The sequence below is a fragment of the Halobacillus dabanensis genome (assembly GCF_900114165.1).
GTDB classification, from domain to species: domain Bacteria; phylum Bacillota; class Bacilli; order Bacillales; family Halobacillaceae; genus Halobacillus; species Halobacillus dabanensis.
In genome coordinates, this window is sequence record NZ_FOSB01000017.1 from 1 (window position 1) to 16669 (window position 16669).

9 protein-coding genes and 2 pseudogenes are annotated in these 16669 nt (G+C 43.3%); 10 read left to right on the top strand and 1 reads right to left on the bottom strand.

Annotation, left to right across the window (positions count from 1 at the left end):
- The 5 genes and pseudogenes from BMZ58_RS19565 to BMZ58_RS19585 all read left to right on the top strand — a co-directional run.
- Positions 1–220, top strand: a pseudogene (locus BMZ58_RS19565) (transposase); the annotation flags it as partial.
- A 108-nt stretch (positions 221–328) separates the two neighbouring features.
- Positions 329–4711: pseudogene (gene gltB / locus BMZ58_RS19570) on the top strand (glutamate synthase large subunit); the annotation flags it as partial.
- Between the two features lie 19 nt (positions 4712–4730).
- A complete protein-coding gene (locus tag BMZ58_RS19575) occupies positions 4731–6218 on the top strand; it encodes a glutamate synthase subunit beta (RefSeq protein WP_075038212.1) in 1488 nt (495 codons plus the stop codon).
- Between the two features lie 355 nt (positions 6219–6573).
- Complete coding sequence (locus tag BMZ58_RS19580; RefSeq protein WP_075038213.1) at positions 6574–8610, top strand: catalase; 2037 nt, start codon at positions 6574–6576, stop codon at positions 8608–8610.
- 896 nt (positions 8611–9506) lie between these two features.
- Positions 9507–10856: a dipeptidase gene (locus tag BMZ58_RS19585; protein WP_139207383.1), complete on the top strand. Its 1350-nt coding sequence runs from the start codon at positions 9507–9509 to the stop codon at positions 10854–10856.
- Between the two features lie 30 nt (positions 10857–10886).
- Here BMZ58_RS19585 and BMZ58_RS19590 read toward each other — a convergent pair whose 3' ends face one another.
- Positions 10887–11402: a GrpB family protein gene (locus BMZ58_RS19590; protein WP_075038215.1), complete on the bottom strand. Its 516-nt coding sequence runs from the start codon at positions 11400–11402 to the stop codon at positions 10887–10889.
- Positions 11403–11682: 280 nt separating this feature from the next.
- Here BMZ58_RS19590 and BMZ58_RS19595 point away from each other — a divergent pair, with 280 nt between their 5' ends.
- The 5 genes from BMZ58_RS19595 to BMZ58_RS19615 all read left to right on the top strand — a co-directional run bounded on the left by BMZ58_RS19595 (position 11683) and on the right by BMZ58_RS19615 (position 16646).
- The gene (locus BMZ58_RS19595; RefSeq protein WP_075038216.1) at positions 11683–12612 is read left to right on the top strand and encodes a hypothetical protein; all 930 of its coding nucleotides are present in this window, start codon (positions 11683–11685) and stop codon (positions 12610–12612) included.
- A 15-nt stretch (positions 12613–12627) separates the two neighbouring features.
- Entirely contained in the window at positions 12628–12981 is a 354-nt protein-coding gene (locus tag BMZ58_RS19600) for a hypothetical protein (protein WP_075038217.1), read from the top strand.
- 384 nt (positions 12982–13365) lie between these two features.
- Positions 13366–13530 carry a hypothetical protein gene (locus tag BMZ58_RS21280; RefSeq protein ID WP_167360124.1) on the top strand — a complete coding sequence of 55 codons (165 nt, stop codon included), beginning with the start codon at positions 13366–13368 and terminating at the stop codon, positions 13528–13530.
- A 244-nt stretch (positions 13531–13774) separates the two neighbouring features.
- A complete protein-coding gene (locus tag BMZ58_RS19610; protein WP_075038219.1) occupies positions 13775–14962 on the top strand; it encodes a carboxylate--amine ligase in 1188 nt (395 codons plus the stop codon).
- Between the two features lie 136 nt (positions 14963–15098).
- Complete coding sequence (locus BMZ58_RS19615; RefSeq protein WP_075038220.1) at positions 15099–16646, top strand: Mur ligase family protein; 1548 nt, start codon at positions 15099–15101, stop codon at positions 16644–16646.
- The last annotated feature ends 23 nt before the right edge of the window (positions 16647–16669 follow it).

A 16669-nucleotide genomic window follows, 5' to 3' on the forward strand; every position in this document is an offset into this window, starting at 1 on the left:
AAATGCGCCTGTATATTATGAACATAAACAACGCCAGGAAACCAAAGAATTTAAAGAGATATACAAAGAACGTGCAGCACAAGAACGAAAGAATGGGGAAATGAAGAATTTCCATGGTTTAGATCGTGCCGAAGGGTATGGTCTAAGAAGTGTGTCTTCACAAACCAAGTTAACGGCAATAGCGGTTAACTTGAAGAGGATAGCGAAGATAATATCCTCTACCTGAGGCCACCAGCCTCTCCCAAGATCCATTTTTATGGACCTTGGGAGTTTTTTTATGGGCTGAGCCGTATTCTCACAAAAAATACCGTACTTTTTCAGTGGTCTCATACTGACTCAGATTCCTCATCACTTTTTTGAAGCTCAATGTGAAAAAGAAGATATATACCTTCCTGAAGCCGGAAATTACGGCATTGGAATGGTTTTTCTACCAGAAGACCATGATACCAGAATCGAATGCATGGAAGCGTTCGAACGGATCGTAAAAGAGGAAGGTCAAGAGTTCCTCGGTTGGCGTACAGTGCCAGTCAACGATTCTTTCGTCGGGAATGATGCGAAGAAAACAAAACCTTTCATCAGACAAGGGTTCGTCGCTCCATCAGATCAGATTCAAACACAAATGGATTTAGAACGCCGTCTTTATATCATAAGAAAGCGTGCCGAGGTTGAAATTGCTACGAAAGATGGGTTTGATGATTTCTATATTAGTAGTCTTTCAACAAACACTATCGTATATAAAGGGATGCTGATTCCTGAACAGCTCGACTCCTTTTATATCGATTTGAATCATCCGGATTTCAAAACGGCCCTCGCTTTAGTGCACTCCCGCTTTAGCACGAACACATTCCCGAGCTGGAAACGGTCACACCCGAACCGTTATACCATCCACAATGGAGAGTTCAATACACTACGAGGCAATGTGAACTGGATGAGGGCACGCCAGGAACTTTGTAACTCTGAATATTTTAGTGAGGAAGATTTGGAGAAACTTCTTCCTGTCATCGATTCAAATGGTAGTGACTCTTCCATGTTTGATAATGCTTTTGAATTCTTATACTTGTCTGGCCGTTCCCTTGCTCATACGGCAATGATGATGGTCCCTGAACCTTGGTCGAATGATGAAACCATCCAGGAAGACAAGAAGAATTTCTATGAATATCATAGTTGCTTGATGGAACCTTGGGATGGCCCGGCTGCCCTTGCTTACACAGACGGAAAGCAAATCGGTGCTTGTCTTGACCGTAATGGTTTGCGTCCTGCACGTTATTACGTTACAAAAGGCGGCATGATTGTACTAGGCTCAGAAGTAGGGGCATTGGACATTTTTGCGGATGACATTTTATATAAAGATCGTTTAGCGCCAGGGAAAATGCTGCTTGTCGACTTAGAAGAAGGGAAGATCATCCCTGATGATGAGATTAAATTGCAGATTGCCCGTGAGCACCCTTATAAAGAATGGCTCGATGAACATAAATTCGAGTTGGCGGACCTTCCGGAGCCGATGGCGGAACATCGCCCAGTAGATAATCTGCTTGATCAGCAACTGGCATTCGGTTATACCACAGAAGAATTGAACAAAATTCTTATGCCAATGGTCAATGACAAAAAGGACCCGGTCGGATCTATGGGATATGACTCCCCTCTCGCGGTATTATCTAAGAAACCTCAGCTGCTGTATAGCTACTTCAAGCAGTTGTTTGCACAGGTAACGAACCCGCCGATTGATGCGATTAGGGAAAAGCTGATTACCATGGTCGAAACGACTATCGGGGCAGAAGGGAATCTAGTTGATCCAAAGCCGGATAGCTGTCGTCAGATTCGCTTGCAAACTCCGATTCTGACTAATCGTGAATTGGAACAGCTTCGTCAACAGAACATTGAAGGGTTCCGTGCACGTAACCTCTCTATTCTTTTCGACGCAAAAGAAGGGGGATTAAAGCCCGCCCTTGACCGTTTATGTAAGGAAGCTGATCAGGCGGTAGAAGAAGGAACAACATTACTAGTACTTTCCGACCGTGGCATCAGCGAAGAATTTGCGGCGATTCCATCGTTGCTGGCTGTGTCAGGTTTGCATCATCATTTGATTAGAAAAGGCACACGAACAAAAGTGAGTATCTTGATAGAATCAGGGGAAGCACGCGAAGTGCATCACTTTGCAACTTTACTTGGATACGGAGCGGAAGGGATCAACCCTTATCTTGCTTATGAATCCTTAAGAGATTTACTGGAGAGAGATCTTGTTCAAGCAGAATCACATGAAGATGCAGTCCAAACTTATATCAAATCTGCGACAGACGGAATTATTAAGGTTCTTTCCAAGATGGGTATTTCTACTATCCAAAGTTACCGTGGAGCTCAAATCTTTGAAGCGGTCGGGATTCATAAAGATGTTATCGATCAATACTTTACAAGGACGGCTTCTCGTCTGGGCGGCATTGGTCTTGACATCATCGAAAAAGAAGTCCTCATGCGTCATGAAGTAGCATATGGGGAAACACGTGGATCTAACCGTACACTCGAAGCTGGTGACGAATTCCAGTATCGTAAAAACGGGGAAGACCATCAATACAATCCTCAGACGATTGCTACCTTGCAACATGCGTGTCGCTCCAATGATTATGATCTTTTTAAACAATATTCGAAAATGCTTACAGATGAAAATGACAACTTGCAGTCTCTACGCGGTTTGCTTTCCTTTAAGGAGCGTCCATCTATTCCCGTGGATGAAGTAGAGTCTGTCGAAGATATATGCAAGAGATTTAAGACTGGTGCAATGTCCTTCGGGTCCATCAGTGAAGAAGCCCACGAAGCCCTTGCTATCGCGATGAATCGCATCGGTGGCCGAAGCAACTCAGGGGAAGGTGGAGAGGATCCGAAGCGTTTTACGCCAGAAGAAAATGGTGACTTGAAGCGAAGTGCGATCAAGCAAGTCGCATCCGGACGCTTTGGAGTGAATAGCCATTACCTTGTGAATGCCGATGAAATTCAAATCAAAGTGGCTCAAGGAGCTAAGCCTGGAGAAGGAGGACACCTGCCAGGTAAGAAAGTATACCCATGGGTAGCGGAAGTCCGTGGCTCCACGCCTGGTGTGGAACTGATTTCTCCACCACCGCACCATGATATTTACTCCATTGAAGATTTGGCAGAGTTGATTTACAACTTGAAAAACGCGAACCCTCAAGCACGTGTGAGTGTGAAATTGGTTTCCGCAGTCGGTGTCGGAACGATTGCTGCAGGTGTAGCAAAGGGACGTGCTGATCTTGTTTTGATCAGTGGTTACGACGGTGGTACAGGGGCCGCTCCACGAACGAGTATTAAACATACCGGTCTCCCTTGGGAAATCGGTCTAGCTGAAACTCACCAAACGCTTGTGCTCGACCGTTTGCGTGACCGAATTGTCGTCGAGACAGATGGTAAAATGATGACAGGGCGAGACGTCGTTGTCGCATCCTTGTTAGGGGCAGAAGAATATGGATTCTCAACTGCACCACTTGTAGTCCTTGGTTGTGTAATGATGCGTGTCTGTCATTTGAATACCTGCCCAGTAGGTGTAGCGACACAGGATCCAGAACTTCGTAAGAAATTTACGGGCGAAGCTGATCATTTGGAAAACTTCATGCGCTTCATTGCACAAGAAGCACGTGAAATCATGGCGGAACTTGGTTTCCGTACCATCAACGAAATGATCGGCCGTACAGATGTACTGGAAACCAACGAGGCCATCGATCACTGGAAAGCCAAAGGTATCGACTTGTCTGCTCTCCTTTACCAGCCTAATGTTCCAGCTGAATATGGGCGCTATGCTGTTAGAAAACAGGATCACGCGCTAGAGAAGACTCTTGATGTAGAGGAACTTCTTCCTTTATGCAAGAAAGCGATTGAGACAGGTGAGCCGGTAGAAGGCACAGGTTCCATCCGTAACATCCACCGTGTCACCGGTACAATTCTGGGGAGTGAGATTACTCGCCGTTACGGGGCAGAAGGGCTTCCGGATGATACCGTCAAACTTACTTTCAAAGGATCTGCTGGTCAAAGTTTCGGTGCATTTATTCCAAAAGGGGTAACATTGCGACTTGTCGGTGATTCCAATGATTACGTTGGAAAAGGTTTGTCTGGAGGTAAAATCATCGTCCATCCATCGCAGAAGTCGTCCTTCAAACCAGAAGAGAACACGATAATCGGTAATGTATCCTTTTATGGAGCATCCGACGGAGAGGCTTATATCAACGGTTTAGCCGGCGAACGTTTCTGTGTACGTAATAGTGGCGCAGAAGTCGTGGTCGAAGGAGTCGGTGACCATGGTTGTGAATACATGACCGGAGGTAAAGTCGTCGTACTCGGAGGAACAGGACGTAACTTCGCTGCAGGTATGTCCGGAGGTGTCGCTTACATTCTTGATGAAGGTAAGCAGCCATTTGAAACAAAATGCAACAAAGAACTTGTCCATTTGCATCAGCTTTCGGATGTACAAGAAATTCAAGAACTCTATGACATGATAGAAAAACATGTTTCTTATACAAATAGTCCATTAGGTCAAAAGATTCTAGCTAATTGGGGCGATTATGTATCTAAATTTGTCAAGGTCATCCCGAGAGATTACTTGGCTATGCAAGAGAAAATCAAGTATTTGAAAGATAGTGGTCTTGAGAAATTTGATGCAGAAATGACCGCTTTTGAAGAAAGAAACAAACCGGTAGAAACAGTCAAATAATGGCGAAGGGGGAGATCTGATGGGTAAGTCTACTGGATTCATGGAATACAATCGCCAATCAACACCGGAGCGCGATCCTGAAACACGAATAAAAGATTGGGAAGATTATAAACTTCCCCTGTCAGATGAAGAAGCACAAAAGCAAGGGGCACGCTGCATGGACTGTGGCGTTCCTACTTGCCACTCCGGAATGGAGATCAACGGCATCACAACAGGTTGCCCTGTGTATCACCTTATTCCAGAATGGAACGACCTTGTATATCAAGGAAAGTGGAAGGAAGCTTTGCAGAAGGAACATGAAATGAACAATTTCCCGGAATTCACAGGTTTCGCCTGTCCGGCACCTTGTGAAGGGGCATGTGTCTTAGGCATCAACGAACCTCCTGTGGCTATTCGTAGTGTCGAACGTTCCATTATCGAAAAAGGTTTTGAAGAAGGGTGGGTTCAACCACAACCACCAGCTTACCGTACGGGTAAACAGGTTGCTGTTGTCGGTTCAGGGCCTGCAGGGCTAGCAGCAGCAGCTCAGCTGAACAAAGCCGGTCATTGGGTCACCGTTTACGAACGGAACGATCGTGTAGGCGGGTTGCTGACGTATGGCATTCCAGAAATGAAGCTGCCTTATTCTGTTGTGGAACGTCGGGTCAACATTTTGAAGCAAGAGGGAATCAGATTCATGACGAACACGGAAGTAGGAAGAGACTACCCCGTGTCCCGTTTGAATGAAGAATATGATACCGTCATTCTTTGTGGTGGTGCTACTACTCCAAGGAACCTTGAGGTGGATGGACGGAACTTGAAAGGCATCCATTATGCAATGGATTTCCTTCATTCCAATACAAAAAGCCTTCTTGATTCCGATCATCAGGATGGAAATTACATCAGTGCGAAAGATAAAAATGTCATCGTTATCGGTGGTGGGGATACCGGAACCGACTGTATGGCTACATCTATGCGTCACGGATGTAAGACATTAACTCAATTCGATATTTATGATAAAAAAGGTTCGACACGTGATAACGAAGTCAACCCATGGCCACAGTTCCCTATCATTCACCGCGTCGAGTATGGTCAAAAAGAAGCAGAAGCGAAGTTTGATAAAGATCCACGTGCTTATGCTGTCATGACAAAGAAATTTGTAGGCGATGAAAACAACCGTATCAAAGAAGTGCATACAATAGATGTTGCGCTCTCTTATGATGAAAAAGGCAACAAAGTCCGTACCGAGATTCCAGGAACAGAAAAAGTATGGGAAGCAGACCTTGTCTTGCTTGCTATCGGTTTCAGTGGACCAGAACAAGATTTGATTGATAAGCTGGGTATTGAAACGACGGTGCGTTCGAACGTTGCTGCACAGTATGGGAAATATACGACGAATGTGGAAGGTGTTTTTGCAGCTGGAGACATGCGTCGTGGCCAAAGCCTAATTGTATGGGCAATTAATGAAGGGCGTGAAGTGGCCCGCGAATGCGACCGTTATATGATGGGAAGCACTCAACTGCCATAAACACTTCTATTTGAAGTGACTGGGGGATACACTTGTTGTCTTTCCTAATTTGAAATAAAGACGCGTGAAATCAAGATGATCCATTCTGATTTCACGCGTTTTTTGTTGTCTCCGCTTCTTTTGGTTATTTAGAAAACCATACTTGTACACTACTCCCTGAGTGTGTACGTATCCAGTTCTAATGTACAGTGGCTAGCTGACGTATTTCTAATTAGTATGGAAAGTAAGGTCAAATCGGTAAACACACCTATAAAACTATATGGTTGTGTTTATTTTGTCGAATGGATGGGTACTTACATTGTAATGGTTATTAAATACTTACCGTTCCAATGAATGGTTTACAAGGAGGAGCTCAATGAGTAACAAACGTACTAGTAAAGACGAGCAGCTTGATCAGTTTAGGGTAGACGACTCTGGAAAGCATCTGACGACAAACCATGGGGTCAAAGTATCGGAGGATGAATTCTCTCTGAAAGCCGGTGAACGTGGACCGACTCTTCTGGAGGACTTTCATTTTCGTGAAAAAATGACCCATTTCGACCATGAGCGTATCCCGGAGCGTATTGTGCACGCAAGAGGATTTTCCGCTCACGGGGAATTCCAATTGTATGAATCTCTTGAAAAATATACGAAGGCAGACTTCTTGAATGATACATCAAAAACAACGCCGACTTTTGTTAGGTTCTCGACCGTCGCCGGTTCCAAAGGTTCGGGAGAAACTGTACGTGATGTACGTGGTTTTTCAACGAAATTTTACACAGAAGAAGGGAACTATGATTTAGTCGGAAATAACATACCTGTATTCTTCATCCAGGACGCTATCAAATTTCCTGACCTTGTACACGCGCTAAAACCAGAGCCACATAACGGAATGCCTCAAGCGGCATCAGCCCATGATACATTTTGGGATTTTATTGCTCAAAACCAGGAGTCCGCTCATATGGCCATGTGGGCAATGTCCGACCGTGCCATTCCCAGAAGCTTTCGAATGATGGAAGGTTTCGGTGTCCATACCTTCCGTCTCGTAAACAAAGAAGGGAAAGCTCACTTCGTTAAGTTCCACTGGAAGCCGGTATTAGGTACACATTCCCTCGTATGGGACGAAGCACAGAAAATCAATGGTAAGGACACGGATTTCCACCGTGGTGATCTATTTAGTTCTATAGAGGATGGTGACTATCCTGAATATGAACTGGGTATTCAGGTTATACCGGAAGAAGACGAGTTCAATTTCGATTTTGATGTCCTCGATCCGACTAAAGTGTGGCCAGAAGAAGATGTACCGGTCCAAATCGTCGGTAAAATGACATTGAACCGAAATGTGGACAACGTATTTGCTGAAAACGAACAAGTCGCCTTCCACCCTGGAAATGTAGTACCTGGAATCGACTTTACCAATGACCCATTGCTTCAGGGGCGTCTATTCTCCTACACAGATACACAGTTGATTCGTTTAGGCGGACCGAACTTCCACGAGCTGCCGATTAATCGTCCTGTGTGCCCGTTCTTTAACAACCAGCGGGATGGATATGGCCGTCAGACGATAAATAGAGGGCAGGTCAGTTACCATAAAAATTCCTTGGCGAAAAATACACCAACCCCAGCAAGTGAAGAAGAGGGTGGCTATTCACACTACCAGGAGAAAGTGGAAGGGCATAAAGTACGCGCGCGGAGTGAAAGTTTCAAAGACCATTTCTCCCAAGCGACATTGTTCTGGAATAGTATGAGTGATCATGAAAAAGAACATATCATTCAAGCATTCAGTTTTGAGCTAGGAAAAGTAGAAAGTGAATCGGTCCGCGAGGATATCGTAGAAATGTTCTCTAACGTCAGCTTGGAGCTTGTCCAAGGATTCGCACCGAACATTGGTGTCACCCCTCCACAAAGTGGTGGTTCCGATGTAACTAAGGCTTCCCCAGCGCTAAGCCAAGCGAATACCGTACACAAGCCAGACACGCGTAAAGTTGGTGTCATATTGGCAAACGGATTCAATGACAAAGATGTGAAGAAGACGCTTGAAAAGCTTTCTGATGAGGGAATTGTGACGGAAATAATCAGTGAAAAGCAAGGAACCATCAAAGGTGAGAGCGGTACTGAATTAAAAGTGGATCATACATTCCTTACAATCGATTCCGTCCTGTATGATGCTCTCTATGCAGTCGGTGGGAAGGAGGAAGGAGAAGCGTTCAAAAAGCATGCTTCTCATTTCCTGAATGAAGCCTTTTCTCATTACAAACCACTTGGTGCCACTCATAATGGTATCGAATGGCTAAGCCTCAATAAACTGGACGGATATAATGGTGTGGTGACTGGGGATGATCCAAGTGGATTCGCAAAAGAATTTACGCAAGCTGTAGCCGCCCACCGTTATTGGGATCGACAAATGGTATAAATATGAAATAAAACCGACCTTGGGCCACCACCCAAGGTCGGTTTTTTTATGAAAAATATGTTGATTTCCCCCTTCCTATCTTCAACAAAATGGCAGTATTCCGGAAGACACAATTTCGAGTTATTGTGAGCGCTCTAGGGGCTACGGGAACGTTCCGCCCCTGGCCTATATGTGTTTCTCGAAATCACCTTACATGAACCTGCCATATGTGACTGGAAGAATTATGCTATAACGTCGGGGGGATAGCATTTTCCGCCCCCAATGCTTCTCTCCTGTGAAGGTAGTTTCGAGCATCTCTTTATCCGTATGGTGGGTGGGGAAAACGGGGAGACTCCTGCGGGAATGGATGGGCAGGCGAGACCCCGCAGAGCTTTAGCTCGAGGAGGCTCACCGCCCGCCCCACGGAAAGCGAACCTTTTCCCGTAGACCCTAAACTCCCCCTAAAGTCTCGAAACTGAGTCTTCCCTTAAAGGGAGCTTTAGTGGAGGATAAAAAGCCTAGTAGATAAGATTTTATGGGGGAAAAGGAACGATATTTCGTATAGATTGTTTAAATGGCGTGAATATAAGGGAAAGGAAGAACAAACACAAAAAAAGACGAAGAGGTGATCCCATGATTCGTACAATTTTAATGATCATTGGTTTAATCGTTGTGATTAGCTTCATTATTTCCATGCTATAATATCCTACTTACCACATGTATTATTAATCATAGGAGTGTCCAGTATAGATGACTGGCCACTCCTATTTAGTGTGCTGAGGTGCCTCGTAAAGTATGGGGGCTTATTTATGTTAACCTTATTATCATATTTAAATTACTTCCTGCCAATGAGGTCGTTTCATGCTATTCGGTAATCTCTTGTATAATAGAATAAACAGAATTTAGGAGGGCCTATGATGAAAGAAGCAGTGCAATTACATAAAGATCAGTTTATTGAGGAATTGAAACAGTATCTAAGCATTCCAAGCATATCTTCCTTATCGAAACACAAAGAAGACGTACAGCGAGCTGCAGATTGGACAGCAAATGCCTTGAAGGATGCAGGAATGGAAAATGTTGAAGTCATTCCGACAAACGGCCACCCTGTTGTATATGGGGACTATCTTCATGCTGAAGGAAAGCCTACTGTCCTCGTTTATGGTCATTATGATGTTCAACCGGAAGATCCAGTTGACTTGTGGGACACTCCTCCGTTTGACCCGGTCATACGTGATGGTAAATTGTATGCTCGTGGGGCTACAGATGATAAAGGCCAGCTCTTTATTCATATCAAAGCCGTAGATTTACTGATGAAAGAAGAAGGCGAACTTCCAGTCAACGTCAAATTCGTCATAGAAGGGGAAGAGGAGATTGCCAGTCCGAACCTTGCTCCGTTTATTAGTGAAAATGAAGGGAAGCTTGCCTGTGATGCTGTGGTCATAAGTGATACGTCCTTCAGTGAAAAAGGGCAGCCAGCTCTATGCACATCTCTTCGCGGAGCGCTTGCCATGGAATTGACTGTATCGACAGCTAATTCTGACTTGCATTCAGGAACTTATGGTGGCGGGGTGCCGAATTCCATTCATGCCCTCGTGCAATTGCTTGATTCCTTGCATGGGAAGGATGGGAAAATTGCAGTCGATGGTTTTTATGATGGTGTCCCTGAGCCCACGGAAGCTTTAAGAAATGAAGTGGCAGAGGTACCATTCAACGAAGAGCGGACAAAGCAGGAGCTAGACCTTGAGGATTTATATGGGGAAGAAGGGTTTACCTTCCAGGAGAGGGTCGGCATACGTCCAACTTTGGAGATTAATGGAATTACAGGTGGATTCCAGGGAGAAGGTTTGAAGACGATCGTCCCTAAACAAGCGAGTGCGAAAATCAGTTGCCGACTAGTCGGAGAGCAAGACCCTCAGGCGGTTTACGAGGCGATCGAGAATCATATCAATAAAAATAAGCCTGTGGGTGCTAAAGTGGGTCTCCATCAGTATATTAAGGCAGATCCTGTGGCGATCGATTCTCAAAACTCTTATATTCAAGCAGCAGCTGATGCTTTTGAAAATGTATATGATGTGCGTCCATTGTTCCCGAAAGAAGGCGGATCGATTCCGATTGTTGAAGTATTCGGGCGGGTGTTGGATGCTCCCGTCGTCTTGATGGGGTTCGGGTTGCCTACAGAGAACTTGCATGCACCTAACGAACACTTCCATCTTGAAAATTTCACAAAAGGAATAGAAACGGTTTGCGAATACTTTAAGAAGTTATAAGGTGGAAAGGTTGAGGGTCGTCTGTGATTCTCAACCTTTTTCTCTGGATTTTTTGATAATGGATAGTATGAACGGGCCTTTCATTTCTGTATATAAAGACCGTTGATGCTTATAGTCCTTTGCTAGTTGTTTTTTTAATGCGGTATACTCGGAAGCTTCCTCAGGATTTAATCTTAAATAATCTCGAAAAAATACTTTCTCGTTCCATTCTTCTCCATTCCATTCACATAGGTGCAAGTGACAGATGCCACGACCAGGAGCCCCTTTTCTAAAGAATCGACGTGTCTTTAATTCAGGTTTGGGAATATATTCATATCCTGCTCTTGATAGAGAGGGAATCAATCGAGAGAAATCGGTTAAATCATCCACCCCTAATAAGATATCAATGATTGGTTTAGCAACCATTCCTGGTATCGATGTGCTCCCGATATGTTCCATGGGGAGAGGAGATGGATCCAAAGTTCGAGTGATGATCTCCTTTTCTTTTTTAAATCTCAACTGCCAATCTGGATCGTAAGGGTAGAGCTCGACTGTATTATTCAACATCCTTTTTCTTCCTTTCTTCACAAGGGAAGCAGACTAACGTATGGTCGTTCTCTAATATAGCGTTCAAGAAGCCATTTTCACAGAAAAGTTCTTTACCACAAATTGTACAATATCCAACTTTTTCTTTCATAACGTACTCCCTTTCTTTTCCTTGTGTAAATGTTCAAGAATATTTACACTTTCATTCTAATAAGGAAACTATGAAACATCTGTCTTTTTTTGTCAAAAGGAATGTGTGAAATGTTAGAATAGTAAGAAGATACCAGTTAGGAGGATGAGTATGGAACAACCACAGACAAAGCCAAGATCATTTGGTGAGATACTTGATTATACATTCAGTATATCAAAGAAAAATTTTGGTCCACTATTTCTCGTTTTATTGATTTTAAGTCTACCAATATACATAATCGATTACTTGTTCATGGTGTTAAGCGGGGTCAGTATTTTCCGGGATTCTTTAGAAGGTGGTTTTACAGAAGGGTTTATCAATAATTTGGATTCGGCTGCGACGACACAGGAGATTGTCGCTAACAATCTTGGTTTGGGAATGGAGGTCATCTACCTAGTCCTGTCTACTGTACTCGCATTTATTCTCTACCCGATGGCACAAGCTTCCATTATTATCGCCACAAGTAAAGTAATGAAACAAGAAAGTTGGAAGAAAAGCCAGGTTATGAAAGGGGCATTTTCAAGATTTTTCCCACTAGTCGGTAGTACTGCATTGATGGGCGTCATCTTTGGGGTTGTCTTCTTCCTAGGTTTTCTCCTCCTTGGCATGATGGGAGGCGTCAGTTTTGCAAGGGATGGATTTGGTCCAGGCTTGATCATCACGATTATTCTTGCACTCGCCTTTTTGGGAGTTCTAGCTTATTTCGCGGTTAAGTTGAGTATGTTTTTTGGTTCTGTCGTTTTTCAAAAAGTTGCTCCAGGATTTTCGAAAAGCTGGAAACTGACAAAAGGAAGGTTCTGGGCAACATTAGGGTTGTTCATCGTATTCATGATCATCGCCTTCCTGCTTACCTCCGTTATGGAAGGAGTATCGGTGCTGTTGTTAGGCGGCAGTGTACTTGGCCGCATCTTTACAGATATAGCATCAATTATTACGACTTTATTCCTGATGGTGGGATATACCGTGTTGTTCTTTGACTTGAAAACGAGAAATGAAGCGGATGATTTGAAGGACATGATTGCCTCTTACAAAGAATCATGAACGTAGGTGAAACATATGAGCCAGCAAAATGAAGGCAAAGAGCGACTGAAAGAAATACTCGAAAAATCAGAGTACCAGGCCTATGAGAAGGAAACACAAACTGCCAGCCAACGGTTGATTGACTTAATTGGCCAATGGGTCGAAGGCCTGTTAGAGACATGGTTTCCTGATTTCCATATATCAGGAAGTACGATCAACGGCTGGATTTACTTCTTTGGCTTGATTGGTATCGGTATTCTAATATTTTTGATGGTAAAACTATCAGGTCGAATATCAGGGGAAAAAAAGCTGGCACAGAAGCGAACATTTTCTTCATCTGAAGATTTATCATGGTCACAGGAAAGACATTGGCAAAAGCGGATGAATTAGCTTCTAAAGGGCAATGGACTGAAGCCGCCCGCCATTTGTTCCTCGGTATGTTGGTGAACTTCGACGATTGAGGGTTAGTCGAAGCAAAAGCATGGAAAACAAACAGTGATTATTTTAAAGAGGTTGACTTTCGTCTCTAATCCCATTACTTTCCCTTTTCCTGACGCTTTTGAATTTCACCCAATATCTCCGGGTAGAGAAACAAGAAAACAGGACACCCCTTAATGGGTGTTCTGTTTTGGATGAAGGTGTATGAGGGAGTATTTTAATGCGTTTAAAAGAATTAAAAAAATATATTTACTTAATCGTAAAATCTGGTATTATATACTAGGATTTATTGATATATCCAGATTATTATTATTAGGGAAAGGGGATTATAGCATCATGCTTACATCTCTTTATATATTATCACTGACAGTTTTGCTTACGTTCCTTGTATTATATTCGGTTGATAAAGTCGTACGTCGCGTTAAGAAGGTTGAAAATACCACTGTCTCCCAAGAGCCGCTCCCTACTGAAATGGATTTCAGCCATCAATCGTTTAAATAAATACTAGTTTGTCTTTCAAAGTGACCCTGTCAGCCGGGGTCACTTTTTATATACCCTCACAAACTTTTTCATAGGAGTTCCCTATTCTTGAGGACTCAGTTTCAAGACGGGTGGGTTTACGTTTTGTTACCTAGGTGTTTGTGGTAGAATAAGAATGTTTACATATATGAAGAAAAAGCTGATGGCGATAGTTATTTATAATAAATGATTACAGATTCTAACTGATGGAAAAGGGGATTTCTCAATGGGAAATAAAGCGGTTGTTTTAGGAGCTAACTATTATATCGGACTAAGTACGATCAGGTGTCTTGGGGTGCACGATGTTCACGTAGCAGCAGTGGATTATGCCTGGGAAGGTGCGTACGGATTGGAGTCCAAATATTGTTCTGAAGCATTGATAGGCCCTCATTATAAAGAGGATCCAGCAGGCTTGGTTACTTTTTTAATTGATTATGCAAAAAATCAAGACAGCCCGCCTGTACTTATTCCGACAGCGGATCCATATGTCGAGTTCGTTGACGATCATCTTCCGGAATTACGGGAACATTTCCTTATTCCCCAAAAAGAACAAGGGTTATATACTAAGATAATGGACAAAGGCACCCTTCATACTTTGGCCTCCCGACATGGAGTAGCCGTACCTGAAACAGTCGAGATGGATGATGAAAACCTCGTTGGAAAAGTGGAAGAGGAAATCAAATACCCATGTCTGGTAAAGCCGGTCGATTCCCCAGCTTTTGTAGCCAAATTCAGAAGAAAACTTTTCAAAGTTTATAACAAGGAAGAACTGTTAGAGAAAGTACAACAAGCGAAAGAGGAAAATATAGAAGTCATCGTGCAAAGGATCATACCAGGGTTCGATGACCATATGTACACATTTGATGCTTATTTGAATCAAGACTCCAAAGTTACTCACTGGGTCACTTGTCAAAAGCTTCGTCAGTTCCCTGTAAATTATGGGGCTTCTGTGTATACTCAGCAGAAGTATGTGCCGGAACTCTATGATCTTGGTTCGAAGTTTTTAGAAGGTATCCAATACAAAGGATTCGCAGAAATCGAGTTCAAAAAAGATGCGGAAACAGGGGACTATTATTTGATTGAGATCAATGTTCGCATTACTAATTTGAATCATTTATTACAAAAGGCGGGGATCAATATCCCTTATATCACCTATCGTGAGCTAACCGGCAACCCTATAGAGCCTAAAGCGATAGAAGAAGATCAGAACCTCGTTTTCTGGTATGCTTACGAAGATTTATTAGCCGTAAGAGAATATATAAAAACAGGGCAACTGTCACCGCAGAAAGTACTCAAATCATATTTCAGGCCAAAAGCTCACGCGATTTGGGATCCGAAAGATCCGAAACCGGCTTTTGCCTTTGGTAAGAAGCTTGCAAACCTAGTTGTCGGTAAAGTGACGAATAAGAAATAAACTAGTGCTGCATGTTGCGGAGAATAGGAATAAGTGACCGTAGGAAATGCTAACCAATAGACGAACGGTGTGTACGGAGGAGAATCCATTTATCCAATCTAAATGGTAAAAACAATGGCAGGGAAGGTAGATACGAATGGCTAAGTTAAAAGAATTATTATCATCCATTGAAGTGCTTGAAGCATGGAATGATGTCGAATTGGAGGTCCGAGGGCTTGCTTACAATTCAAGGAGTGTGGAAGAAGGAGATGTATTCGTCTGTATAAAAGGGTTTAAGACAGATGGACACATGTATGTCGCAGAAGCGGTTAAAAATGGAGCCTCTGCAATTGTGGTCGAAGATTATCAACCCGGTTGGGATTCATTGCCACAATATCGTGTAAGTGATAGTCGTCGTGCCCTGGCAGCTTTAAGTGATGCCTATTACAACCATCCTTCCCAATCAATGAAAACGGTTGGGATTACAGCGACAAATGGTAAGACATCAACATCCTTCATGGCCGATGCAATTTTGGAGGAGCATAAATTGAAGACTGGCCTGATTGGTACAGTGGTGGTTAAATATGGGGATTACACGGAACCTACAGAACTGACAACGCCCGAGTCATTGGACTTGCATCGCTATTTCGCCCAAATGAGAGATAATGACGTGTCCCATGTCACTATGGAAGTATCCTCCTCTGCACTTGATTTAAGCCGTGTCGGTAGTGTGGACTTTGATATTGTGAGCCTTAACAATATCAGTCGCGAGCATATCGATTTACATGGGTCTTTTGAAGAATATTTCAATAGTAAAGCAAGCTTAATCCGTAATGCAGAAAAAGGGAAATGGGCAATCCTGAACTTGGACGACCCTTACTCTGCTTCTCTCGTAGAGGAAACGGAGGCGAACTTGCTGACCTTCAGCGTTGAAACAGGTGATGGCGATCTTATTTGTAAGAATCTCGATCTTTCTACTGGGCGAGCAAAATTCACTGTTGAAATCAGGAAGCCAATCATTGTGGAGGATGAAAGAATAGAACCACAGGAATTTACGATTGAATTATCTACACCTGGCTATCATTCCGTTTATAATTCCATGGTTGCTATAGCTGTTGGGTTGTTGAATGAGGTACCGATTCCAACAATCCAATCCGGCTTGAAAGGATTTGGTGGAGTAGAGCGTCGATTTGAAATGGTCTTTGAAGATGAATTTAAAATCCTTGATGATCACTTCGCGAATTACGGTAATATAAACGTTACACTGAACACACTGCAGCAAATGGATTACGAAAACCTTAAACTTGTCTATGCTATCCGTGGGAGTCGAGGGGTTACAGTAAACAGAGAGAACGCCAAGGCTATTGTTGAGTGGGCTCCGAAACTTGGACTAACTGAAGTGATTGCAACAGTCAGTCACTCTCATGTGTCGGAAAAGGATGTCGTGACAGAGGAAGAGTTGCGTGTCTTTCAGGAAATGATGAAGGAAGCTGGCATCCATGTTGACCTTTACCGGGAATTAGATGATGCTATTCACCATGCTTTGTCAGAAGTACAAGAGGATGATGTTGTCTTGTTAGCTGGTTGCCAAGGTATGGATCCAGGTGCTCAAATTGCACTTGAACAATTAAACAAAACACGACCAGATATAGATGAAGAGAAATTGTTTAAACCATTGAAAAACAGAGTAGCAGGAATCCTATAAGTCATCTTAGAAAAAGGTTCCGG

What these genes read in the sequence shown, in the direction of transcription:
- BMZ58_RS19575 (WP_075038212.1), top strand. Translation starts at nt 4,731, where the DNA reads ATGGGTAAGTCTACTGGATTCATGGAATACAATCGCCAATCAACACCG.
- BMZ58_RS19580 (WP_075038213.1), top strand. Translation starts at nt 6,574, where the DNA reads ATGAGTAACAAACGTACTAGTAAAGACGAGCAGCTTGATCAGTTTAGG.
- BMZ58_RS19585 (WP_139207383.1), top strand. Translation starts at nt 9,507, where the DNA reads ATGAAAGAAGCAGTGCAATTACATAAAGATCAGTTTATTGAGGAATTG.
- BMZ58_RS19590 (WP_075038215.1), bottom strand. Translation starts at nt 11,402, where the DNA reads ATGTTGAATAATACAGTCGAGCTCTACCCTTACGATCCAGATTGGCAG.
- BMZ58_RS19595 (WP_075038216.1), top strand. Translation starts at nt 11,683, where the DNA reads ATGGAACAACCACAGACAAAGCCAAGATCATTTGGTGAGATACTTGAT.
- BMZ58_RS19600 (WP_075038217.1), top strand. Translation starts at nt 12,628, where the DNA reads ATGAGCCAGCAAAATGAAGGCAAAGAGCGACTGAAAGAAATACTCGAA.
- BMZ58_RS21280 (WP_167360124.1), top strand. Translation starts at nt 13,366, where the DNA reads ATGCTTACATCTCTTTATATATTATCACTGACAGTTTTGCTTACGTTC.
- BMZ58_RS19610 (WP_075038219.1), top strand. Translation starts at nt 13,775, where the DNA reads ATGGGAAATAAAGCGGTTGTTTTAGGAGCTAACTATTATATCGGACTA.
- BMZ58_RS19615 (WP_075038220.1), top strand. Translation starts at nt 15,099, where the DNA reads ATGGCTAAGTTAAAAGAATTATTATCATCCATTGAAGTGCTTGAAGCA.